The following is a 20,207-nucleotide window of genomic DNA, read 5'->3' as shown; positions in this document are numbered from 1 at the left end:
GTCGGTCTGCGCGTCGCCGATGTCGCGCTGGCCGAGCTTCACGACCGGTGTGCGAGCCGACATGAACTCGGCGAACCACTGCGCGGGCGTCTTCTTGACCGTGCCGTTGCCGGCCGAGAATTCGAACGACTGGCCGGCGGCTTCGATCTGCGTCATGAACTCGGCCAGGCCAGACTGTTCGGCGGGCAGCACACGGCCTTCCTTGACCCAGCCAGCGATCTGCGACGAGATGCGTTCGGTGCGGCGCTCGCTTTCGACCGATGCGGCCCGCGCGTTGGCATCGGTGACTTGCTGGCTGAACTCAGCGGTCGCAGCGTCGCGGCCCTGCGTGATCCCTTGGTTGATTCCGTCCTGGCGTGCTCGGTCCAGGTCTTGCTGCGTGATGGTCACGTCGTTACCTCCAGAGTGAGAAAAAGCGGAAGCTGCGACGACGGGCTCAACGTCGTTTGCCGCACGCGCAGCCTCTTCGATGGAATCGATCTGCCAGTTGGGCACCACGGCATCGGCTACGTCCTGGCCACGGTCGCCGATCAGCCACTCACGCACGCCACGGAACAGGCGTGCGGCCGATTCCAGGCCCCAGCCGAGTTGAAAGACGCCTGGTGCAGCGAACTCGAAATACTCCTGGCCGTCCGCGAACTCGACCGGACGCAAGCCGTCGATCGCCGGAGCAACAGCGCCGAGCCAGCCGACATGTCGCACACGCCAGCCGCGCTGCTGGTCTTTGAACACGGACACCGAGCGATTGCGGTACGCGCCGGATTCGACGCCGGCTTCGAATTGCGGGTTGATGTCCTGGAAGCGTGCGAAGAGCGAGTCGCCGTCGCGCTTCAGCTCGGCCGTCCAGGCGTAGGCCGGATCGTTGTGCTTCGGATGGCCGAGCACGGCGGGCGCTGCGCCGGTCGCGTGATTCGCGACCATCTGGTCGAGGTCCGTACGGGAGAAGCTAATCGGCCGTCCGTCAGCAGCAACGTGGTTGCCTGCACGAAACACCTCGATCCAGTTGGCGAGGCCCTTGGCTTGGGGAGAAGTGGTCTTGTCCATGCCTCGCAGTCTGCGGGGCGCGGATCAGGAAAAAATGGTGAACCATTTCACAAGCAAATGGTTCTCTGTGGCGGGTCGGGAGGTGGACGCGTTTAAACGGCCTAGGAGCCGTTGGCGGGGTCGGACGACCGTAGAGTCGTCCGACAGGTCATCAGCGGTTTTTGATGACGTTTCAGCGCTTTTTGAAAAGGGTCTGGCTGGAGGGGGCGGCGATCACTCGAACAGGTCGCCGCTAGACGGCTCTGCGGGATGCTCGCCGAGTATCTGGAACACGCGGCGCATCGTGTACCCGGTGCGGATCGCGATCTGGTCGACCGTGAGCCGCTCCATGCGGAGCTGGCGAACGATCTGGTGCCGTTGCTGGCGCGTCACGGCGTCCTTCTTCGGCAGCATGACGGTCTCGCCGCCGAAGCGCTCGACCAGGGCAACGAACGCGACCGGGCCAATATGCTCGACCAGCATGTGCTGCGGATCGACACGCTTGGGCACCGACAGATATGCACCGCCGCGCCAGTCGATCAGCGCGAACGCAGCCGCCTCACCAACGCAGTCGATGAGTTCGCGCAGCAGCTCGGGCAGCGCAGCACGGTTGATGAGGGGCGGCGTATTCATGCGGTCGTTTCGGCATCAGGTTGCACGCGAAGTAACCATTTCTTCGCGGCTTCGATCAGGTACTGCAACTGGTCGGCGCGGGCGAAGCGCAGCGCGGACAGCGTGGGAATACGACCTGCCGCCCACGATTCCAACGCGTCGGCCGTGTTCACGCGCACCGCACCACACGCCGCGAGCTGCGCCCACAACGCGGACAGCTTGCGCAGTTGCGGTTCGTTCCATGCACCAGCCGCGGCCTGCGGCTTCATCGAGTCGAGCAGCTTGTGCAGCCGTGCATGCGCCTCGCGGCGTTGCTTGTCCGACAGCTCGGTGGCAGAGCGCACACCAAAGTGCGCCAGCAACCAATCCTTGTACTGGTCTTCGCTCATCCCGGCCTTCATCGCCTTGAGGCGGACCATCTGGCTGTCGCGCTTCGACGGATCTGTGGACAGCGCCATGTCAGCGAGCCTCCGCTTTACGTTGCAGGTGTTCAAGCAACACGCGGGCTTGAGCAGCGTTCGCAAACATCGACGCGAGGTGCGGCTTGTTCTGCTCGACGTATGCGACGGCGGCAGAGAACGCGGCGTTGCGCGTGCGGCCAGTGCCAACCGGGGAACCCGACAGAAGGTGCGTGACGGTCCAGCCCGTGACGTTCCCCCATCGGTCGCAATCCGAGTGCATACCGAAGGACGCGTCGGTGTATGGCAATCGAACGCTGTCGCCGCGAACGGTTTCCACGTCTTCCCCTGTGACGACTTCATAGAAAATTTTCACATCGGTCACAGCGTCACTCCCGGCGAGGATTCAGTGGGCACGGTGCAGATGAGCGGATCGGCACCGAAGTAGATGCGGACGTGGCCGACGCCGATCGATTCGAGCGCTGCGGCTACAGCGACCGCAGCGCCGACAGCAGCCAGCGCGATCACGATGCAACGCGCCGGAGTCATCGAGCCTCCCGCACGCCGGACAGCAGCGATTCAAGCGCCGACACATGACGCTCTCCGGCAATGTGGCCAGCGCACGCGCCCAGCGCGAATTCGACTGCAGCGCGCTGGTCGTCGGCCAGTGTCACGACGCGCTCCAGCTCGCGGTCAATGCAAGTAAGGCAGACATACCCGCCCGTACGGTCGATGCGAAGCGGTGTGTGCTTGTGTTGACCGCAACCCGCACACGCGGTTGCCTGCTTGCTCGCGTACGTGAAGCCGTTCGCTTCGATCCTATCGGCCGATGAGACTGGGGCGTAGATCAAAGCGAATCCATCGGTTACGCGATTGATGAATTCAATCTTGCCGTCGATGTGCTCATTGGTGCAGGACGCGAGCCAGTCGAACATTTCGGCCCGAAGCTTGCTCAACGCCTCTCGCTCGACAGGGGCACCCAGCAGCTCGATCGCTTCCTGCAGCGCCGGGTATTGCCACGCGGGCAGGCCCGGATTCTCGCCAATGCGAAACAGGTCAGCGGCGACCTGTCGCGGCGATCGCGCTCCCGTTACGTTCTGTTCGTTTTTCGTCATGTTGGATTCCTCGGCTGCATCATCAGTACCCGGCCACCACGCCGGATAGACACCCGCTTGCGCGGGCGTTTCGCATCAGTTCACGGCGTCTTTCAGTGCCCTACCGGGCTTGAATTTCACGGCCTTGCTGGCCGCGATCTGGATCGACTCGCCCGTCGACGGGTTGCGGCCGGTGCGCGCTTCGCGTGCTGTCACGGCGAAGGTGCCGAAGCCCGACAGCGCCACGTCGCCATCTTCCTGCAGGCCGAGCTGGATCGCGTCCAGCACGGCGTCGACGGATTGAGCGGCCTGGGCCTTGGTCAGTTCGGCGTTCTTCGCCACGGCGTCGATGAGTTGCGACTTGTTCATGAGGTTGTTTCTCCTGGTTGAGGTAGGTAGCCGCGAAGCGCTCGCGGCGGGCGTTACTGCAATCAGACGTACGACGGCGTGCGGTTCCAGCCGATCAGGTTTCCGGTGAACGGCAGACCGTACCGGTCGGCGAAGTACGCCACCATGTCGCGCCAGCCGTCGAATCCGTCCGCGCGGGCCAGCGCTTCCGCGTCGGGCTCCTCCAACAGCCGCGCACCGACAAACACCTGCGGCACGCGATCGGCGAGCGGCGGCAGAATCTGGATGTCCGACACGTATTCGCAGACTTCCTGCGCGATGATTCGCGCACGTGGTGAACGCTGCTCGACGTACATGCGCAGCACGTCGCCGGGCTCCGGGTCACGGCCATCCGCGCGTTTCGCGCGGATCGTGTGGGGTTTGTAGCCGCCGGTAATCAGCGGCTCGAACTGCAACTGGAAGTTGAGCAGGTGCATGGCGTGCCCCTTACAGCGACGCGAAGTCGAGACTGATGGGCGTGTACTGCTCGCTGCCGTCGACGCGCTCATAGAAGCGCATGTAGGTCTTCGTGCCGACGACCTGCACCGACTCGCCGATGGCCTGCATGGCGCGCTGCCATTTCTCGTCCGTAATCTCCAGGCGACGCAGCGCGAGCACGCGGCCGACGTTGATCTTGCCTTCCTTGTCCGTCTCGAACGCCTGCTGCACCAGCACCTGGATTTTCGGATCGCTGCCGCGCGCCCATTCGTTGATGCACTCATCGATGAGGGTCTTCGCCGCCTGCAGGCGCTCATCGAACGACATGTTCTCCGCACGTTGGATGACGACCTTCAGCGCACCGTCAAACGAATGCAACGTCACGTTGCCCTTGGCCCCGCCGATCTTCACGTCGTACTTGTCGGCCGACAGCGAAATGAACGCATTGGCGTCGCCAAATGCGCGATCCTTCAGCTTGCGCAATGCAGCCTGCTGCGCCTTCACGGCGGCGATCAGCTCGCGCACCAGGCCGTCACGCTCCAGGTCGATGTCGCGGATCGTGGCTTCTGGCACCAGGTGGCCCCGCGCGTTCTTGCGGTAGCCGGCCGGGATGGATTCAATCGTCTGTTCGGTCATGATGGGTTCCTTGGTTTCAGCTTCAGTTGTTGGCGGATGTGTGCGGGCATTTCGGCTTTCGGTAGCGTGGCGTCGACATGTATCGGGCCGGGCTCGGGCGGCACCGTGGTTCGCCGCTCTTCGACCGTTCCGGTGCCGGATATGCCGCGCAGTTGCGCTTCGCGTGCGTCCTCGGCTCGACCTGCTGCGCGGGCGCTACGGCTGGCCATCACGGATCGGAGCCAGCCGTGCGACTTCAGCGGCAAATCCAACTTCCCGGCGTGCGCCTGCTCGACGGCGTACGTCAGCGCTGCAGCCCAGGTGTCGATCGGTGCCGCGTACGTGGTCCCGTTCCAGCTCACCTGTGCCGCGCGCATTTCCGGCACCAGCTCGCGCATCAGTGCGGCCATGCGCCCCCAGGCCATCTGCGACTTACGCGGACCGAACAGGCCCAGGTAACGCAGCAGCGGCTTGATGAGCGCGTCGCCGGCCGGGTGAACGTCGGCGAGTGCCATCACGATGTCGCGCATGCTGTCGTCGGCCAGGATCACATCCAGGCTCATGCGCGCACGGCAGTTCGGGCATACGACTTCAGGAAGCGGCATTGCTGCCCCCCGTGCGATCAGCGGCGGTGTCCTGCAGGCGGCGGTACAGCGCGCGACGCTGGTTCGTGTACGCGCCCTGGAGCAACGTGAAGTTCGTCCGCGCGCAATCCAGCTCACGCTGCATCCAGTCCAGGTCGCGGATCGCGCGTCGTTCGTCGCGGTCGATCCGACGCAGCTGGCACTGCGTTCGAACACGCACGACCAGGCGGCGCAGCTCGGCGCGCACGCGGCGCAGGCCCGACAGCAGCTCGGCCAGCACCGGCCCGGCAGTCAGTTTCGGCAGGCGCTTCATGCAGCCACCTCGCTGACGGTACGCGGCTGGAAGGCCAGCCACGCAGAGAACGCGGCGGCTTCGCCGGACGGCGCACCGTTCGCGAGCGCATCGAGAAACGGCCGCGCGTAGTGTCCCGTTGCACGCACGGTCGTGCGCCCGGCGGTGTGACGGATGGTGATATGCGAGTCGGACTGGTTCGTCATGTTGGCCTCACGCATTGCGTTGGTCGCCGAGCAGCAGCGCATCGCGAGCGACGGCGTGCACCAGATCGACTGACAGATCGTGGTTCTTCTTCAGGCCGTAGTCCCGCAGGGCCGGAATGAAGTTCTCGATGAGCATTCGGGCAGAGCCTCGGCAGTAGTGCCAGAGCGCGTCCAAGACTTCGCCGGACAGCTCGCCCTGGTCGTCCAAGGCAGCCTGCGCGAGCGCGTCGGCATCCTCGCGGGAGACACCGCGAACGACCTGCGGCCAGAAGCCCACGCGCGAGCGGATTTGGTCGAACTGACCGTAGCTCGGCTTGATGAGCTGCAGCAGCCGGTCGGTGCCGACCAGGACGATGCCGATGCCGGCCTTGTCGCGAATGCGGCGCAGATAGTGCAGGCAGCTCGGCATCATCGTTTCGGCTTCGTCCACGATGATGAGATACGTCGTGCCGGCCAGCGCTTCGGTGATCGATGCAAACTTGCCGTCGAGCGTGCGCGCCATCGGCGCTGACGATGCCGCCAGCAGCTCGTCCAACATCACGGCCGGCGACATGTTCGGGTTGGCTTCGATGATGATGGTGTGGCTGTTCAGTTCCTTGTACTGGCGCACGGCGTCCGTCTTGCCGACGCCAACGAAGCCCGTCAACACGCCGAAGTTGCGGTACTTCCGGGCACGGTCGCACACGACGTTCGCGAGCTGCGACACGCTCGTCTGGACGTGCGGCATCGTCGTGATGGTCGCCCGGCCGGTGTACGTCGACAACGCGTCGGACATCATGCGCAACCACTTCGTCGGCTCGGTGGTGTACTTGCCGTTCAGCACGGTGGACATGGTGCCGACGTTGACGCGCGACAGGCGCGAGAGCCAGGAGCGCGTCTTTCCAATCTCGGCGAGCTGCGCGGCGATGGCGGCAGCTTCAGTGCGATTCGCTTCACTGTAGTGCTCGGGCCACTCGACAGGAAGGGCCACGGCGTTGTCGGGTTGGTTCTTCGAAGTCATGGTCGCTCCTTAGTCGTTGTCGAGCAGGTCGATCACGATGCCCTTGCCGGGGCGATCCAGATCGATGATGGGTTGGGGGTTCAGGTCGGGCAGCTGGGCCAGCTGTTCCTCGACGGTGATGCTGTCCTGGGCGCGTGCACGGGCTTCGTCGGTCTTGCGCTCCAGGCGCTTGATCTGGCCTTGCAGGCGCTTTTCGCGCTGCTCTTCCAGCCGGGATTGCGGCACGACGCCGATGGTGCGAACGATCGCGGCCTGGCACACGAAGCGGTCTTTCGCGTCGTACAGCCACACCGTGCGGTCGTCGTGCAGGTCGTATTCGATGGTCAACGACTTGCCGTCGTACAGCGCCAGCTCGGCCGCGTAGTACTGGCGCTTGTGCAGCTCGACCATCTGACGGCGCACCGTGCGTTTCTCGCGCGGCCGGACGATCGCTTCGGCGGACAGCACGACCGGGTTGCGTTCGAGTGACGCCCATACCTGGGCGGGCGTGCGACCGTCCAGCACGTCCATCGGCGTGTGGTTGTATTCGTGGATGAAGTTCGCCAGGCTGGCCATGTACTCGACCAGCGACGGCAACTGACGCTTACCGGATCGCACCTCGACGGACAGGCGGCGATTCACCTCTGCGGCCATGTCGTTGCCGCAGTAGAGCTGACCGCCCGCGAAAAACTTGTCGTGGTGGTCGCGCACGGTGCGGAACCAGCGTTCAATCCAGCCCTTGCCGTGCGGGTTGCCTGGTAGCGCGCCGATCACGTCCATTTCGAAGCGGGCATAGAAGCCCGTCGCCTGGTCGTTCAACAGCTTGGCGCGATAGCCTGCGCCCCGGTCCAGATAGAGGAACAGCGGCAGGTGGTCGTAGGTCTGCATCGCGTGCGACAGCGCGAACACCGTCGACAGCGCCGATTCCGATTCGGACAGATACCAGCCCGGCACGTACCGCGAGCGGATGTCGATAAACGCGGTCAGCTCGGGACGGAACAGCCCGCCCGTGTTCGGATGCGCGACGTAGCAATCGCTGGTGTGGCCGTCGCCCGCGTAGATGTCGCCGACCTTGATCTGTTCGAGCGTGCGCGGCTGGTATTTCTGGTGCCGTAGCTTGTGCAGATGCTTGCCGACGCGGGCCGGGCTGTTCTCGCCGAGCGTCGCGGGCAGCGACTTCAGGTAACGCGTCACGCGTGAGTCGGTCGCAGTGTCGAATCCCTCTTTGCGCAGCTTCAGCGCCACGGCGGCATAGGTCGGCTTGCTCGGCAGGTTGTACAGCGCAGTTGCGCGCAGCTCCCAGCCGTAGTCCTTACGCACGCGGCCGGTATGGTTAGACAGCAGGCCGACCTTGCCTTCGCGCCGGTAGCCGGACAGCCAGCGCTTCAGCGTGGACACGGACGGCACTTCACCCAGGCGGGCCAGCAGTTGCTTCTGGACGGCCGAATCGGTGTCGCGCAGGCGCTCGGCCAGCAGCGCCGCCACGTTGTTGACGCTGGCACCGGACTGGATCAGCTGCACGCCGGGGCCGATCAGCTGGAAGCGCAGCTCAGCCGTCTGCCGCTGCGCCTCGGTCGCGATCAGCCACGGATCGCTATTGAGTGCAGCCGGAACTTGGCTGGTCATGATGTCGGATTTCAAGAGTACGGATCGCATATCGCACCTGGTCGGGCGGTAGTCGGTCGGATGGATGGGTTACTTCGTCGGGGCGTTGCGCGGCCGGCCAGCCTTACGCGGGCGATCCATTTCACGCTCCCACTCGCGCGCCTTGGCTTCGTGGTCGTGTTCCTGGATCAGCGCGCGGTATTCGAGCGCGCAGCTCGTGGCTTCATCCGGCGAGAACGTGTCAAGGACGGACGATTCTCCGTTCAACAGCGCACCGAAGCTGCGGTGCATGTCGGCGATCTGCCCGCCGATGACTGCGTGCAGCGCCGTGAGCGAGCCGTGCAGGTGCCGAACGACGGGGGTGTTCCACTCCGAGTCCTCGGGCAGGCCATTGGTCAGGAACTCGCGACCGAGCCGGCCGATATCCTCGACCGCCATCAGCGCCTTTTTATGCAGAGCCGCGCATTCCAGGCGGATGTCCTGGACGACGGCCGGCACGTCACCGCCGGTCTTGACGCGGCCTTCGCGCAGCACGCGCAGCTCTTCCTGCAGGCGATCGCGCTCGCGCTCCAGCTTTTCGTTGCGGGTGGAAAGGTCCGTGCGCTTTGCGTTCGCATCGCGCAGCGCGACACGCAGATCGCGCACGGACAGCGCAGTCAGCTCATCGAACTTCGCGTCATCCTCGAACAGGTCCTGCAGAACTTCGGGGTCGGCCTTGGCCAGCTCAAGCACCTTGGTTTTCGGCAGCTCGATGACGCGATCGCGATCCGCAGGCGACAGCGAAGCTGCGAAGCGAGCGTAGGTCATTGCTTCGCTGGCGCGCTGGCTCGGCATGCCGTGTTCATTCAGCAGGGCCTCAAACGTGCCGTGTTCGCATTCCGCTCGCACGCTGAGAAGCACCAGGCCGGCTTCGATGACTAACCGAAGAGCTGAGTTGGTCTTGGCTACCGCGCTGCTGACGCGCGCTTCGGTGCCACCCGTTACAGATACGCCGAGCACATCGGCCAGTGCTTGTTCGGCAACGCCGAATCCGGTTCCCCGAACGTTCGGGGAATTCGAGCTGGCGACGACAGCGTTTGTGGATTCCTGAGCGGTGATGGCTTCGGCAGTCGGCCGGGATTTTTTGATGGGCGTGCTCATGCATCCACCTCGGCGGACTTCTTCATGCCGAGCGCTACAGCGATTTCGTGCCCCTTGCCGAAATTGCCTCGTTGCACGCCACGGATGACGCGCGACACGAGGATGTACGAAAAACCGTGCTCGTCCGCCCACTGCCGGATGGTTTTCCCTTCCGAGCGCAACTTGCGCTTGACTTGCTCACCTGTCATATTGAACCCCATTCTTACGTCATTAGCAGTACAACTGGGATTCATTATAGGAACATTTGGTGCTATGTCAACACCTAACGGTACTCATGATCGCCTTCGAGAGGAGCGAGTGCGCCTCGGATACAACCAGACGGACTTTGCGGCAGTCGCCGGAACCACTCAACGCTCTCAAACTGTGTACGAAACCGGTAAGCGGTCCCCCGACCTTGAGTACTTGGCCGCGATCGCAACGGTAGGGGCGGATGTCCAGTACATCGCGACTGGGAAGCGAACGGTTGCAAATAGCGTCCCGACCGACGCAATGGAAAAGGCCATTTCGACCGCCTTTGAGATGATCAAAACGTCAGGCGTCGAGGTTACGTCCGGTCAGTTCGTGCAAATGGTGAAAACGCTGTTGCCACAACCATCAAATATCGAGACGCCACCCACGGAGCCCGGCCGTGGTCCAGGGACTGGTAACCCTTCGATGGGGCACGGCAACATGATCGCGAGTGGAAGCGGGATTACGCAGGTCGGCGGCCGTATCTCAATTTCTCGCGGGGGTAAAATGAAGTCCAATTGAAGTGCAAATGTAAGAAGCTGGAGCTACGAGGGAACACCGAAGGATGACCACGCCATCAGAAAAAGACGCTGCTGCACAGACCGCAATGGGCAGCAATATCATTCAGGTCTCGGGCGATTTGTCCGTGACACATATCGTTATGCAGCACCCCACGGAAGCGGCTCCGGCCGTTTCAAAGCTGTCACGTCATGAGAGAGGCCAACTGTCAGCATGGGCGGAAGAGGTCGTCGCTGCGGAACAAGGCAACGTGTCGACGAAAATCGTACGTGGTGCTTTGAATGCCTACTTGGGCGTTAAGAGTGTCGATGAAATGACCCCGGACATGGTTCAAAAGGCCGGTGTGTTCCTCAATGGATGGCGCAACTGCGCGTTCGGTCGAGAGTTATCCGCTGACGCGATGGTCGCGCAGGTATTGCGCATCTGGACGACCGTTCCACATGTCAAGACAGCGACGATGGAATTCACCCGTACTAACTTCAACCGTGAAGTGTTGAGGACGATGACAGCATGGGAGCTGCGATCTACCCTCGCATATGCAATGATCAAATGGCAGTCGTATTGGGAAGCACGTAATGCGTAAAGTCGACTATCAACGGGAGCCGACATGCTAAATAACATCCTTTTGGGAGCTACTTGGATAGCGTTGGGAGTCGCCGTAATCTGCCTAGTTTGCTCGTTTTTTGTTGGATTTTTCTATCCGGCGTACGCGCAGTGGTACGTCGATCGGAATCGCATTGCGCCGTCTCGCCTTCGCGGACTTTTGCAGTGCGTCGGATGGGCGATTGGGATGTTGTTCGTTGGACTTATGCTTGCCATTGCCAATTCCAAGACAACGCCGCCAGCTGAGAGCAGCGTTGGCGTACCGTCTGATGTGCTTATAAGCGACCTTCACGGCTCAACGAGAAATGAACCAGTTCCAGCACTCACTGAACACGCGGCGACGAAACTTTCGCCGGTAGAAGATGGTTCGTCGCTTGCCGCTCACACCGTCGATCTACTGGACAAGTTGGACGTGTTCGTTCTTTCGCGTCCGGATTTGTTGAAGGACTCCACGACTTACTATCGAGGCTTCGACAATCCGATTACTGCCGAGCTGGATCACTGGCAAGTGCTGGGGGCGGATTACTCCGGTACGCCGGCCCTTTGCAGAGACGCGTTAGCGAGGCTGCAAAGCGTCGGCATCGCGATCCACGGTGCCAATATTGATCAAATATATATAGACGAAGACATAACGAAGTACTCGAACTTGAAGCGACGATGTAAAGCGGCTGTCGCGGGAGATAGCGCTGAAGCCGCGCGAAGAGAATAGCGCTTGAGCTATTTGCGAAACATTTCATAAAGCCCGTTTGATCCCCAATCCGTAACCTGAAGCCTCATCAGGTTACGGGTGCCACCTTCGCGAGTGCACCCAGATTATTGGAGTGCATATCGTGAAGGTGTCCCACCTCAAAGCCCCGCGTCTTACCGTTTGGCTGGTTGCCAGCATCGTGCTGGCGATCCTTGCCTACGCCACTCGGCAGTCCGATCCGCTGCTGTCCGTCACGTTCTACAAAGCGCACCTCATGTCGCTCGGCGGCTGGGGTGGCTACTGGCTTGATCGCCTGATTTTCCCGTACGCGCGCCCGCATGATTTCGTGTACGACTGCGAGGTCAACGGCAAACAGTGCGTCGACGGATTCCAGGCCGCATCCATTCGTCGCGCGATCATCGTGGCAGCCAGCCTGATCTGCGTAGGTCTTGCAGCATGAATCGCCCCGTGCGGTTATCTGAGACGCACGCGCGTCATTTGCACGTTTTGATCGACAGCGCGCTCGCGACGCACGCAACGCTTGGCGATATGTTGAGCGCGATTGCGACGTATATCCGCGACAAGGATCATGCGCTGCTTTACACCCAGCGCGGCGATACGAAATCGATCGGGCGTTCGCGCGTCATCGGCTGGGTCGTGCTCGTGATTGCAATCGTGGCAGTCGTGACGACGGCGCACGCCCAAGTGCCGGCCGATGCTGCACGGTATCGGCTTGATCTGCGTCGCCAGGCGCAGATGGTCTGGGGCCTGGAAGCGCCCGTCGCATCGTTCGCCGCACAGATCCACCAGGAAAGCCGCTGGCGCGCCGACGCAAAGAGCCCAGTGGGCGCGCAGGGCCTGGCGCAGTTCATGCCGTCGACCGCGAGCTGGATTAGCGGCGTCTACGCGGGCCTGCGTGACAACGAACCGTATAACCCGACCTGGGCAATGCGCGCGCTCGTCACGTACGACAAGCACCTGTACGACCGCGTGAAAGCGGCCAACCCGTGCGAGCGCATGGCGTTCGCACTGAGCGGCTACAACGGCGGTCTGGGATGGGTCTACAAGCGCCAGAAGCTATCCAGCGCGCCGCAGTACTGCCTGGGCCAGACGTGCGACATCAATCCGGGCATCACGCCCGGCAACCAGCGCGAGAACGCCGACTATCCGCACCGCATCCTGCAGCGGCACGAACCGCTGTACGTGCGCGCCGGCTGGGGGCTCGGGAGCTGCACGCCATGATCGACCTTCCCGACCTTGATCCGCGCTACCTGCGCGCGATCGGCGCGGCGGCCGTGTGCGTGCTGATCGTGACACACGGTGCCGCCTACCTCGTTGGCCGTGCCAACGGCAAGAGCGCAGCGACACACGACAACGCGGCAGCAGCGCAACGCGCCTACCAGGGCGACATCAAGCGGATCGACCGCGACATCAAGCGCGGCCAGCAAGCCGGGCAGCGCGCTGACGCGAGCGCCCAGCGCGTCGACCGCTACTTCCACCAGCTCGATGAGGATGCCCGCCATGACGCGCCTACCCCTGTTGACAATTGCGTGCTGCCTGATGGCCGCCTGCAACGCTGGCGTGCAGCCAACGCCGGACCCTTTGCGAGTGCCGCCGCCGCCCAATCTGACGCGGGCGCCGGACACGTTGCCGCAACCGGCGAGCGGTCGCATGCCGGACCTGGAGGCGAATCACCGTGACGTGGCGCGGCTGTATTTTGGCCTTGCCGCGTGGTTTTGTGGCGTGCTGATTGCGATCGATGCGATGCCGACCGGATGCGCGCCGTATCTGTTGATGGATGAAAACGAAGATGAATGAACGTGAGTTCGAGCTGGCGCAGCAGATCGAGCAGATGCAGCGAGATGCGGCGATCGAACTTGCCCGTGCCCAGTGCCAGGGTGCGGGCTCAGAAGAATGTGTCGCGTGTGGTGAACCGATCCCCGCCGCACGACGCGCATGCGTGCCGTTTGCGACACGCTGCACCGAATGCCAGGGACGGTTTGAGCAACGGAATACGGGGTATCGGCGATGAATGGTAACGACAGCAACGACAAGGTGCTGCTGGCACTCGGGCAAATCCAGGGCGAACTGAGCGGCATTCGCTCGATGGTCCAGAGCGGTCAGCAAGCGACCAATCAGCGAATCGACGACCTCAAGCAGGCTGTCACACAACGCATTGACGGCATCGAAGGTCGTGTCGCAACGCTGGAAAGTGGTCAAGGCAGGCTGATGATGAAAACCGCCGGCTACGGTGGTGTCGCAGGCGCAGGGATCGCTGCGATGGTCGAGATTGCGCGCCTCATCAAGGGTGGTTGAACAATGGCCCACGATCCAAAGGTCCGCAATCAGCTGCGTGCGAAGTACCTGCAGGGCATGCCGCTGACGACGGCCGCCGACGTATGCAAGGTGTCGTACCAGACCGCGCGCAACTGGAAGCGGGCCGCAAAGGAAGCTGGCGACGATTGGGATATCTCGCGCGCGGCGCAGCGCATGTCTCGCACCAACATCGACAACATGACCAGTCAGGTCGTTGAGGAAATGTCGATGCAGTTCCTGGCGACGCTCGAAGAACTGAAGAACAACCAGAAGCTGCAGCCGGTGCAGAAGGCCGACATCCTCGCACGCCTGTCCGACAGCTTCATCAAGACGGTGAACGCCGCCGGCCGATCCAATCCGAAGCTGGCCACGCTATCGATCTGCATGGATGTGCTGCGCGACTTCGCGTCGTTCGTCCAGGCGAAGTACCCGAAAGAACACGCGCGATTCATCGCATACCTGGAAGAGTTCGGCCAGGAAGTCGCCAAGAAATATTCCTGACCTACGATGGCAAAAAAATCCAACGCCGCTGAGCAGTTCCTGAAGGAGCTGATGGCATTCACCGACGACCAGCGCCGGCTCATTGAAGCCGCATGCGACGGCTTCACGGTGGACGAAGACGCGCGCCTTGCGCGGCGCTTGCGCGTGTTCTCAGGCGATTATCGCTTCTTCTTTCAGACGTACTTCCCGCACTACAGCAACGCGACCGAATCGTCCGTCTTCCATGACTGGTGCTTCGACAATCTGCCCAAGCGCATCGCCGCGAAGCAAGGCAAGCTCGTCAACCTGTCGGCACCGCGAGGCGAAGCAAAATCGACGCTGGTCACGCAGGTTTTCACGCTGCTTTGCGTCGTCTGCCAGTGGAAGAAGTTCATCCCGATCGTGATGGACAGCGGCGACCAGGCGCAGATGATGCTGGAAGCGATCAAGGTCGAGCTGACGGACAATCCGCGGCTGGCGATGGACTTTCCGGAGCACGTCGGCAAGGGCCGCGTGTGGAACGTCGGCGTTGCCCTCACGGCGACCGACATCAAGCTGCAGGCGTTCGGCTCGGGCAAGCGCATGCGCGGGATTCGGCATGGTCCGTTCCGGCCCGACCTGGTGCTGCTGGACGACATCGAGAACGACGAGAACGTGCAGCAGAAAACGCAGCGCGACAAGCTCGAACGCTGGGTCAAAAAGGTCGTGATGCCGCTCGGGCCGCCTGACGGATCGATGGACATCATCTACCTCAACACGATTCTGCATTACGACGGTGTGGCGAACCGCGTGCATCGTAGCCCGCTATGGGAGTCGCACAAATTCCGCGCGATCATCGAATGGCCGAAGCGCATGGATCTGTGGGAGAAGTGGGAAGAGGTTTTTCTCAATGAAGGCGAGGAAGCGGCCGACAACTTCTACGCCCAGAGCAAGGCGGAAATGGACGACGGCGCTGTCGTGTCTTGGCCGGCCATGCGTCCGCTGCTGCGCCTGATGAAGATTCGCGCGAACGATCATCACGCGTTCGATTGCGAATATCAAAACGATCCGACGAACAGCGAGAACGCACCGTTCCAGAAGCTGGTGTACTGGGTGCATCCGTCCGACGCCTGGATTTTCTTCGGCGCACACGATCCGTCGATGGGCAAGCACAACAAGGGCCGCGATCCGTGTGCGTGCCTGGTCGGTGGCCTCAATCGAAAGACCGGTGTGCTGGATGTGGTCGAAGCGAAGATCGCCCGCATGGTGCCGAACCTCCAGATCGAAACGATTATCGCGTTCCAGGAGGAGTACGGCTGTCTGGTGTGGGGCATCGAAATCATCCAGTTTCAGGAGTTCTTCAAGGATGTCCTGGTCGAGCGCTCGCGCGAAAGAATGATCCCGGTTCCGGCGCGTGGCATTCGGTCCAGCGACGACAAAGACCTGCGGATTCTGTCTCTGCAGCCCCACTGCGCGAACGGGACGATACGTCTTCACAAGAGCCAGACAGTGCTCATCGAACAGCTGACCCACTATCCGGAAGCCGATCACAACGATGGCCCGGATGCGTTGCAGATGCTGTACATGCTGGCCTATTCGGGCCTCGGCTCAGTTATTCCCCGGATCAAGTCCGGCAAGCGAAAGGTGTCCGTTTATGGGTCTTGATATCAAACGAATGGTGCGCTCGGTGCGTGGCGTGCTGGGCCGACAAGCCGCAGCGGCAGATACCGATCCGTACTTCTTCGGCAAGCTGCACATGCTGCCGAATCCCGATCCGGTGCTGCGCGCGATGGGCGTCGCAGACACGGTGTATGCGTCGATCCTGGCTGACGCGCACGTCATCGGCGAGGTCCGCTCAATTCGTGGCGAGTTTCGCGGCATGGATTACCGCGTCGTGACGTGGGCTGAAGACGATCCGAAGGCGATGCTGGCCCGCGACCTGTGCGAACGCTGGATGCAGCGTTTCCGGCCGAATTCGACGGCAGACTGGCTGGAGGTCATGTGGCAGATGCTCAGCGCAATTTTCAGCGGCTATCGCGTCCATGAGCTGGTGTGGGACGCCTGGGACGGCTCCCTGGTGCCGGTCAACGTGATCGACCGTCCGAATCGCCGGTTTGGCTTTGATGTCGACGCGCAGCTGATGCTTAAATCGCGCGCCGAGCCGATGGGCGTTGTAGTTGATGAACCGTATCGCTTCATCGTCTCGCGCCATATGGCCACGATGTCGAATCCGTACGGCTCAGCGTTGCTGTCAGGATGCTTCTGGCCGTGGACGTTCAAAACCGGTGGCTGGAAGTACTTCGTGAAGTTCTGCGAGCGGCACGGTCTGCCCTGGCCGGTCGCGCGGTATGGACTCGGTGCGTCGGAAGCCGAGCAGGACCAGCTGGCGCAAGCGATCGAAGCGATGATCGACAGCGGTTATGCCGTCGTGCCAGAAGGCTCCAGCGTCGAACTGCTCGTCGCGAACACATCGGGCTCGATGCTGCCCCAGGAATCGCTCATCAACGCCGCTAACCGCGAGATGTCGAAGTGCCTGACCGGCCAAGCCATGATCGCCGAGCTGCAGAACGTCGGCGCGCGCGCAGCGACGGAAACGGCGATGAAGCGCCAGAGCGACATCAACGATTCCGATCGCGATATCGCCTCGGCGTCGATGTCGCAGATTTTCCGCTGGATTACGACCTTCAATTTCGGCGAAGACGTGCCGTCGCCCGAACTCGAATTCTTCCAGATCAACGCAGCCGGGAAGGATCGCGCGGAAACGTACCAGATCGCGGCCAATATGGGTGCGCGGCCGTCGCGCAAGGCGATGCTGGAAGAGTTGAACATTCCGCAGGCGACCGACGATGACGACGCGCTGCTGCCTGAGTCGACACCGACGACCACGGCCGAGTTCGCAGCAGCTGATGACACCGTGCTGATTCAATCGGCGCGTGCCGAAGACTCGCGCGTGCGGTCTGCTGCGGACGCAGCTGATGCCGCGCTCGAGGCGGCCGTCATTGAGCCTATCGCGCGGATGCTCGAACAGGCCGAACGTGATGGACGCTCGCTGGCCGACATCCAGGCCGAGCTGACGCAGTTGGTTGGCAACATCGACAACACCGAGCTGGTGGGCCTCATGCGACAGGCGCTTCAATGGTCGTTCACGCAGGGATACGTCGACCAGGACGCGGAAACGGCCGATTGAACGCCGTTTGAACGTGCTTTAAAGGGCTTTCAAAGGAGCTAAAAATGTCGACACTCACGACAGAACAGCAGGACCTGCGCGACAAGATCGTGGCGCTGTCAGCCGCACTGAACACTCCGACCAGCTCGCCGCTGCAGCTGGCGGCTGAAATCATGGCTTTCGGGGCCTGCGCACATCGCGCGAGCGACACGGATATGCCGATTCCGGACGAAGTACTGCTGGCACTGGACGACGATCTGCGCCGGCTTGCGCTGTCTGGCATCGTGCTGGTGCTGCTCGGTACGCTGCAGCAGGAAGGCGCGTAAATGTCTGTTCAACCGTTCGGCGTGAAGGCCGAAAACGCGATCGCGAACCTGCGCAGCAAGGTGCCGGTGGAAACCGAGCGCTGGAACGACATGCTGGGGCCAATGCATGCCACGCAGTTCACAATCGCGGGTGCACCGCTCGACGTGGTGAAGGATATCCAGGACGCACTGGTGCGTGCGCGTGAGTCAGGCACCACGCTGACTCAGTTCCGGAAGGACTTCGATGCGATCGTCGAGCGCTCCGGGTGGTCGTATCGCGGGAAGCGCGGTTGGCGTACGGAGCTGATTTACCGGACGAACATGCATTCGGCCTACATGGCCGGCCGCTGGCAGCAGATTGTTGCGAATGCGGATCGGCGTCCATATCTGGAATACCGTGCGGTGCTCGACAATCGCACCAGGCCGCAGCACCGTGCATGGAATGGCACGCTGCTGCCGGTCACGGCAGGCTTCTGGCGTACGCACTATCCGCCGTGTGGCTGGGGTTGCCGGTGTACGACGCGGTCATATTCCGAAGCTGAGATGAAGGCCGCCGGCAAACAGGTGTCGGACGATCCTGACGTGCGCTATCGCCTGGTCACGAATGCGGACGGCGAAGTAACCGACCGCGTGCCGGTCGGCATTGATCCTGGCTGGGACCACAACGTCGGCCAGTCGTGGCTCGGTCCCGACATGGCGCTGGGCCAGAAGCTGGCCAGCTTGCCCATCGACATGCAGAACAACGCGATCATGAATTCGGTGGGGCTGGAGTATCGCGACGCGATGGCGCAGCGCTGGCGCGGTTGGCTCGACAAGCCGGTGACGCCGCTGCAACCGGTTGAACCAGCCGTCGTCGGTTTCATGGAAGCGGAACTGCCTGCAGTCATCGCCCAGGAGTTTCCGACGTATGCAACGGAATCCCTGGTCGTGGTCGCACAGGCTGCCGCTGACGAAGCTGTCGCGGCGGCTGGCGACATGGCGGCGCTGGCGAACTGGCCGCGCCCGTGGCTCAATCGATTACCGGCGTTGTTGTGGGATTACAAGGCGGTGCTGGTCGATACAGCGGACACGGGCGCAACGCCGCTGGTCATCCTGGTGCCGGAAGGCAAAGTCGGCGGCAAGGTGCCCGTGATTCGACTGCGGCTCGACCAGGTGTCGAACGGTAGCCAGAGCGGTACGGGTATCGAAGTGGGGACGATGGACGCCGCTGACGTGTCGTCAGCAAGATATCGGGTCGTCAGCGGGAAGCTTTGATCGACCGACGGACAGAGTTCGGGCGGGTGATGGACGAATTTTTACCGAAATCCGCCCCGAATTTTGGCACTTTGTGGGTCAAATTAAACGTCGATTGCTAATTTCGACTTATCCACAGATGGAGCCCCGCCAGACAAGGGTTTTCGGGCTTTTTTGGCCTTTTTTTGGCCTCCGATGAATATCTCAAACTAAACGTCCCCCCTCTTTATAGCGTATCGATGCGGGCAAGCATGGCGCGGGCGTCAGGCTCCGGCCGGCTGACGACGGGCGAATCGGCGGCCGCCACCGCGTGGTTATCCGGCCAGTTCCTGATGGAGCGCACGAAACTCCTGCGCGAGCTTGTGCCCCGGCTCGAGATGGATGACGGGGGTCGCCTGCTGATGCGATTCGCGGATCTTCACCGACGACGACAGCCGCGACGACAGCACTGGCAGGCCCTCGCCGACAAGTTCGTCGACCAGCTTCTGCGGCAGACTCGCGCGCGGCTGGAACTGATTGATCACGATCCCTTCCACTTCGAGCGCCGCGTTGTGATCCTGCTGGATCTCCTTGACGTTCTCGAGCAGCGTGTAGAGCGCGCGCCGGGAAAAGTCGTCGCAGTCGAACGGGATCAGGCAGCGCTCGACGGCGATCAGCGCGGAGCGCGTATAGAAGTTCAGTGCGGGCGGTGTATCGATGTAGACCGCGTCGTACATGTCGAGCTCGTTCAGCGCGTCGCGCAGCTTGTAGATCTTGTAGCGGGATTCGAGCTTGCCATGCAGCGTATCGAGATCCGGATGCGCGGGCATCACATCGAGATTCTCGAACCGAGTCGGATGGATGTACGACGCGGCGTCGACCGGCCGGAAGTTGAACGTCAACGCGGTTTCGAAGAAGTCCGCGGCAGTCGGGCCGACCGTCTCGGCTTGCTCGCCGAGCAGATACTGGCTGGAGTTCGCTTGCGCGTCCAGGTCGATGACGAGCGTGCGCAGGCCTTCGGCGGCACTGATCGCGGCGAGATTGCAGACGATCGTCGATTTGCCTACGCCGCCCTTCTGGTTGAATACGACTCGCCGCATGATCCCCTCTCGCTCGGATTGGTGAAAAGATTCCAGCATAGCCGAGCAATATTTGCGATCGCGTGAATCTGGATCAAATCAGGGGGCATTTGACTGCACGGGAGCGCGCGGCCTGTATCGGCATGAAACGGGGCGGCATCCCGGCGGTAGGCGGTAGGCGGTAGGCGGTAGGCGGTAGGCGGTAGGCGGTAGGCGGTAGGCGGTAGGCGGTAGGCGGTAGGCGGTAGGCGAAGCGTGC

31 protein-coding genes, 1 other RNA gene and 1 pseudogene are annotated in these 20,207 nt (G+C 62.3%); 15 read left to right on the top strand and 18 right to left on the bottom strand.

Annotated features, from left to right (window positions below; all coding sequences use genetic code 11):
• The 17 genes from KH616_RS08565 to KH616_RS08485 form a co-directional block, all read right to left on the bottom strand.
• Positions 1-1,044: hypothetical protein (locus tag KH616_RS08565; RefSeq protein ID WP_292241777.1), on the bottom strand; the 1,044-nt coding region annotated here is incomplete at its 3' end.
• A 213-nt stretch (positions 1,045-1,257) separates the two neighbouring features.
• The gene (locus KH616_RS08560; RefSeq protein WP_006484119.1) at positions 1,258-1,656 is read right to left on the bottom strand and encodes a hypothetical protein; all 399 of its coding nucleotides are present in this window, start codon (positions 1,654-1,656) and stop codon (positions 1,258-1,260) included.
• Positions 1,653-2,129, bottom strand: a complete 477-nt coding sequence (locus KH616_RS08555) for a regulatory protein GemA (RefSeq protein WP_292241750.1) — start codon at positions 2,127-2,129, stop codon at positions 1,653-1,655. Before KH616_RS08555 ends, KH616_RS08560 begins: the two co-directional genes overlap by 4 nt.
• The gene (locus tag KH616_RS08550; RefSeq protein ID WP_292241749.1) at positions 2,095-2,418 is read right to left on the bottom strand and encodes a hypothetical protein; all 324 of its coding nucleotides are present in this window, start codon (positions 2,416-2,418) and stop codon (positions 2,095-2,097) included. The genes KH616_RS08555 and KH616_RS08550 overlap by 35 nt, the downstream gene beginning before the upstream one ends.
• The gene (locus KH616_RS08545) at positions 2,415-2,582 is read right to left on the bottom strand and encodes a hypothetical protein (RefSeq protein WP_292241748.1); all 168 of its coding nucleotides are present in this window, start codon (positions 2,580-2,582) and stop codon (positions 2,415-2,417) included. The genes KH616_RS08550 and KH616_RS08545 overlap by 4 nt, the downstream gene beginning before the upstream one ends.
• Positions 2,579-3,148, bottom strand: coding sequence for a hypothetical protein (locus KH616_RS08540; RefSeq protein ID WP_292241747.1), 570 nt, complete (start codon positions 3,146-3,148; stop codon positions 2,579-2,581). The genes KH616_RS08545 and KH616_RS08540 overlap by 4 nt, the downstream gene beginning before the upstream one ends.
• Before the next feature lie 8 nt (positions 3,149-3,156).
• Positions 3,157-3,224, bottom strand: an RNA gene (locus KH616_RS08535) — hammerhead ribozyme type II.
• Positions 3,224-3,559 carry an HU family DNA-binding protein gene (locus tag KH616_RS08530; RefSeq protein WP_292241783.1) on the bottom strand — a complete coding sequence of 112 codons (336 nt, stop codon included), beginning with the start codon at positions 3,557-3,559 and terminating at the stop codon, positions 3,224-3,226. Before KH616_RS08530 ends, KH616_RS08535 begins: the two co-directional genes overlap by 1 nt.
• On the bottom strand, positions 3,559-3,951 hold the full coding sequence (locus tag KH616_RS08525) for an ASCH domain-containing protein (RefSeq protein ID WP_292241745.1): 393 nt from the start codon (positions 3,949-3,951) through the stop codon (positions 3,559-3,561). The genes KH616_RS08530 and KH616_RS08525 overlap by 1 nt, the downstream gene beginning before the upstream one ends.
• Before the next feature lie 10 nt (positions 3,952-3,961).
• Positions 3,962-4,588: a DUF3164 family protein gene (locus KH616_RS08520; protein WP_292241744.1), complete on the bottom strand. Its 627-nt coding sequence runs from the start codon at positions 4,586-4,588 to the stop codon at positions 3,962-3,964.
• The gene (locus KH616_RS08515; RefSeq protein WP_292241742.1) at positions 4,585-5,130 is read right to left on the bottom strand and encodes a hypothetical protein; all 546 of its coding nucleotides are present in this window, start codon (positions 5,128-5,130) and stop codon (positions 4,585-4,587) included. Before KH616_RS08515 ends, KH616_RS08520 begins: the two co-directional genes overlap by 4 nt.
• Before the next feature lie 28 nt (positions 5,131-5,158).
• On the bottom strand, positions 5,159-5,464 hold the full coding sequence (locus KH616_RS08510; RefSeq protein WP_292241741.1) for a hypothetical protein: 306 nt from the start codon (positions 5,462-5,464) through the stop codon (positions 5,159-5,161).
• Positions 5,461-5,649 (bottom strand): hypothetical protein, encoded by a 189-nt coding sequence (locus KH616_RS08505; protein ID WP_292241740.1) that lies wholly within the window; start codon positions 5,647-5,649, stop codon positions 5,461-5,463. The genes KH616_RS08510 and KH616_RS08505 overlap by 4 nt, the downstream gene beginning before the upstream one ends.
• Positions 5,650-5,656: 7 nt before the next feature.
• Positions 5,657-6,649: an AAA family ATPase gene (locus KH616_RS08500; RefSeq protein ID WP_292241738.1), complete on the bottom strand. Its 993-nt coding sequence runs from the start codon at positions 6,647-6,649 to the stop codon at positions 5,657-5,659.
• A gap of 9 nt (positions 6,650-6,658) precedes the next feature.
• The gene (locus KH616_RS08495) at positions 6,659-8,254 is read right to left on the bottom strand and encodes a Mu transposase C-terminal domain-containing protein (protein WP_292241737.1); all 1,596 of its coding nucleotides are present in this window, start codon (positions 8,252-8,254) and stop codon (positions 6,659-6,661) included.
• Between the two features lie 69 nt (positions 8,255-8,323).
• The gene (locus KH616_RS08490) at positions 8,324-9,373 is read right to left on the bottom strand and encodes a hypothetical protein (RefSeq protein WP_292241735.1); all 1,050 of its coding nucleotides are present in this window, start codon (positions 9,371-9,373) and stop codon (positions 8,324-8,326) included.
• The gene (locus tag KH616_RS08485; RefSeq protein WP_292241733.1) at positions 9,370-9,561 is read right to left on the bottom strand and encodes a DNA-binding protein; all 192 of its coding nucleotides are present in this window, start codon (positions 9,559-9,561) and stop codon (positions 9,370-9,372) included. Before KH616_RS08485 ends, KH616_RS08490 begins: the two co-directional genes overlap by 4 nt.
• Here KH616_RS08485 and KH616_RS25410 point away from each other — a divergent pair.
• The 15 genes and pseudogenes from KH616_RS25410 to KH616_RS08410 form a co-directional block, all read left to right on the top strand.
• A pseudogene (locus KH616_RS25410) lies at positions 9,476-9,781 on the top strand (helix-turn-helix transcriptional regulator); the annotation flags it as partial. The gene KH616_RS08485 and the pseudogene KH616_RS25410 sit on opposite strands and share 86 nt — an antisense overlap.
• 81 nt (positions 9,782-9,862) lie before the next feature.
• Positions 9,863-10,123, top strand: a complete 261-nt coding sequence (locus KH616_RS08475; protein WP_292241785.1) for a hypothetical protein — start codon at positions 9,863-9,865, stop codon at positions 10,121-10,123.
• Between the two features lie 43 nt (positions 10,124-10,166).
• Positions 10,167-10,703, top strand: coding sequence for a hypothetical protein (locus tag KH616_RS08470; protein WP_292241731.1), 537 nt, complete (start codon positions 10,167-10,169; stop codon positions 10,701-10,703).
• Positions 10,704-10,727: 24 nt separating this feature from the next.
• The gene (locus KH616_RS08465; protein WP_292241730.1) at positions 10,728-11,432 is read left to right on the top strand and encodes a hypothetical protein; all 705 of its coding nucleotides are present in this window, start codon (positions 10,728-10,730) and stop codon (positions 11,430-11,432) included.
• Positions 11,433-11,553: 121 nt separating this feature from the next.
• Positions 11,554-11,871, top strand: coding sequence for a putative holin (locus tag KH616_RS08460; protein ID WP_292241729.1), 318 nt, complete (start codon positions 11,554-11,556; stop codon positions 11,869-11,871).
• Positions 11,872-11,909: 38 nt separating this feature from the next.
• Entirely contained in the window at positions 11,910-12,653 is a 744-nt protein-coding gene (locus KH616_RS08455) for a lytic transglycosylase domain-containing protein (protein ID WP_366834275.1), read from the top strand.
• Positions 12,650-13,111, top strand: a complete 462-nt coding sequence (locus KH616_RS08450; RefSeq protein ID WP_292241728.1) for a hypothetical protein — start codon at positions 12,650-12,652, stop codon at positions 13,109-13,111. Before KH616_RS08455 ends, KH616_RS08450 begins: the two co-directional genes overlap by 4 nt.
• Entirely contained in the window at positions 13,083-13,229 is a 147-nt protein-coding gene (locus KH616_RS08445) for a hypothetical protein (protein WP_292241727.1), read from the top strand. The genes KH616_RS08450 and KH616_RS08445 overlap by 29 nt, the downstream gene beginning before the upstream one ends.
• Positions 13,210-13,443 (top strand): TraR/DksA C4-type zinc finger protein, encoded by a 234-nt coding sequence (locus KH616_RS08440; RefSeq protein WP_366834272.1) that lies wholly within the window; start codon positions 13,210-13,212, stop codon positions 13,441-13,443. The genes KH616_RS08445 and KH616_RS08440 overlap by 20 nt, the downstream gene beginning before the upstream one ends.
• Positions 13,440-13,727, top strand: coding sequence for a hypothetical protein (locus tag KH616_RS08435; RefSeq protein WP_292241726.1), 288 nt, complete (start codon positions 13,440-13,442; stop codon positions 13,725-13,727). The genes KH616_RS08440 and KH616_RS08435 overlap by 4 nt, the downstream gene beginning before the upstream one ends.
• Before the next feature lie 3 nt (positions 13,728-13,730).
• Positions 13,731-14,228 carry a DUF1804 family protein gene (locus tag KH616_RS08430; protein WP_292241724.1) on the top strand — a complete coding sequence of 166 codons (498 nt, stop codon included), beginning with the start codon at positions 13,731-13,733 and terminating at the stop codon, positions 14,226-14,228.
• A 6-nt stretch (positions 14,229-14,234) separates the two neighbouring features.
• The gene (gene terL, locus KH616_RS08425; RefSeq protein ID WP_292241723.1) at positions 14,235-15,851 is read left to right on the top strand and encodes a phage terminase large subunit; all 1,617 of its coding nucleotides are present in this window, start codon (positions 14,235-14,237) and stop codon (positions 15,849-15,851) included.
• Entirely contained in the window at positions 15,841-17,373 is a 1,533-nt protein-coding gene (locus KH616_RS08420; protein ID WP_292241721.1) for a DUF935 family protein, read from the top strand. Before terL ends, KH616_RS08420 begins: the two co-directional genes overlap by 11 nt.
• A gap of 44 nt (positions 17,374-17,417) precedes the next feature.
• On the top strand, positions 17,418-17,678 hold the full coding sequence (locus KH616_RS08415) for a hypothetical protein (protein ID WP_292241719.1): 261 nt from the start codon (positions 17,418-17,420) through the stop codon (positions 17,676-17,678).
• A complete protein-coding gene (locus KH616_RS08410) occupies positions 17,679-18,911 on the top strand; it encodes a phage minor head protein (protein ID WP_292241718.1) in 1,233 nt (410 codons plus the stop codon).
• 293 nt (positions 18,912-19,204) lie between these two features.
• Here the strand turns inward: KH616_RS08410 and KH616_RS08405 are convergent, their stop codons facing one another.
• A complete protein-coding gene (locus KH616_RS08405) occupies positions 19,205-19,969 on the bottom strand; it encodes a ParA family protein (protein ID WP_292241716.1) in 765 nt (254 codons plus the stop codon).
• Positions 19,970-20,207 lie beyond the last annotated feature (238 nt).

Source organism: Burkholderia sp., assembly GCF_018375725.1.
Lineage (GTDB): Bacteria > Pseudomonadota > Gammaproteobacteria > Burkholderiales > Burkholderiaceae > Burkholderia.
This window is presented reverse-complemented; position numbering and strand designations above follow the sequence as displayed.

Bases quoted from the DNA above. Each gene is read 5' to 3' on its own strand.
- KH616_RS08560 (WP_006484119.1), bottom strand. From the start codon at position 1,656: ATGAATACGCCGCCCCTCATCAACCGTGCTGCGCTGCCCGAGCTGCTG.
- KH616_RS08545 (WP_292241748.1), bottom strand. From the start codon at position 2,582: ATGACTCCGGCGCGTTGCATCGTGATCGCGCTGGCTGCTGTCGGCGCT.
- KH616_RS08540 (WP_292241747.1), bottom strand. From the start codon at position 3,148: ATGACGAAAAACGAACAGAACGTAACGGGAGCGCGATCGCCGCGACAG.
- KH616_RS08525 (WP_292241745.1), bottom strand. From the start codon at position 3,951: ATGCACCTGCTCAACTTCCAGTTGCAGTTCGAGCCGCTGATTACCGGC.
- KH616_RS08520 (WP_292241744.1), bottom strand. From the start codon at position 4,588: ATGACCGAACAGACGATTGAATCCATCCCGGCCGGCTACCGCAAGAAC.
- KH616_RS08515 (WP_292241742.1), bottom strand. From the start codon at position 5,130: ATGAGCCTGGATGTGATCCTGGCCGACGACAGCATGCGCGACATCGTG.
- KH616_RS08510 (WP_292241741.1), bottom strand. From the start codon at position 5,464: ATGAAGCGCCTGCCGAAACTGACTGCCGGGCCGGTGCTGGCCGAGCTG.
- KH616_RS08505 (WP_292241740.1), bottom strand. From the start codon at position 5,649: ATGACGAACCAGTCCGACTCGCATATCACCATCCGTCACACCGCCGGG.
- KH616_RS08500 (WP_292241738.1), bottom strand. From the start codon at position 6,649: ATGACTTCGAAGAACCAACCCGACAACGCCGTGGCCCTTCCTGTCGAG.
- KH616_RS08495 (WP_292241737.1), bottom strand. From the start codon at position 8,254: ATGACCAGCCAAGTTCCGGCTGCACTCAATAGCGATCCGTGGCTGATC.
- KH616_RS08490 (WP_292241735.1), bottom strand. From the start codon at position 9,373: ATGAGCACGCCCATCAAAAAATCCCGGCCGACTGCCGAAGCCATCACC.
- KH616_RS08485 (WP_292241733.1), bottom strand. From the start codon at position 9,561: ATGACAGGTGAGCAAGTCAAGCGCAAGTTGCGCTCGGAAGGGAAAACC.
- KH616_RS08475 (WP_292241785.1), top strand. From the start codon at position 9,863: ATGGAAAAGGCCATTTCGACCGCCTTTGAGATGATCAAAACGTCAGGC.
- KH616_RS08470 (WP_292241731.1), top strand. From the start codon at position 10,167: ATGACCACGCCATCAGAAAAAGACGCTGCTGCACAGACCGCAATGGGC.
- KH616_RS08465 (WP_292241730.1), top strand. From the start codon at position 10,728: ATGCTAAATAACATCCTTTTGGGAGCTACTTGGATAGCGTTGGGAGTC.
- KH616_RS08450 (WP_292241728.1), top strand. From the start codon at position 12,650: ATGATCGACCTTCCCGACCTTGATCCGCGCTACCTGCGCGCGATCGGC.
- KH616_RS08445 (WP_292241727.1), top strand. From the start codon at position 13,083: ATGCCGGACCTGGAGGCGAATCACCGTGACGTGGCGCGGCTGTATTTT.
- KH616_RS08440 (WP_366834272.1), top strand. From the start codon at position 13,210: ATGAAAACGAAGATGAATGAACGTGAGTTCGAGCTGGCGCAGCAGATC.
- KH616_RS08435 (WP_292241726.1), top strand. From the start codon at position 13,440: ATGAATGGTAACGACAGCAACGACAAGGTGCTGCTGGCACTCGGGCAA.
- KH616_RS08430 (WP_292241724.1), top strand. From the start codon at position 13,731: ATGGCCCACGATCCAAAGGTCCGCAATCAGCTGCGTGCGAAGTACCTG.
- terL (WP_292241723.1), top strand. From the start codon at position 14,235: ATGGCAAAAAAATCCAACGCCGCTGAGCAGTTCCTGAAGGAGCTGATG.
- KH616_RS08420 (WP_292241721.1), top strand. From the start codon at position 15,841: ATGGGTCTTGATATCAAACGAATGGTGCGCTCGGTGCGTGGCGTGCTG.
- KH616_RS08415 (WP_292241719.1), top strand. From the start codon at position 17,418: ATGTCGACACTCACGACAGAACAGCAGGACCTGCGCGACAAGATCGTG.
- KH616_RS08410 (WP_292241718.1), top strand. From the start codon at position 17,679: ATGTCTGTTCAACCGTTCGGCGTGAAGGCCGAAAACGCGATCGCGAAC.
- KH616_RS08405 (WP_292241716.1), bottom strand. From the start codon at position 19,969: ATGCGGCGAGTCGTATTCAACCAGAAGGGCGGCGTAGGCAAATCGACG.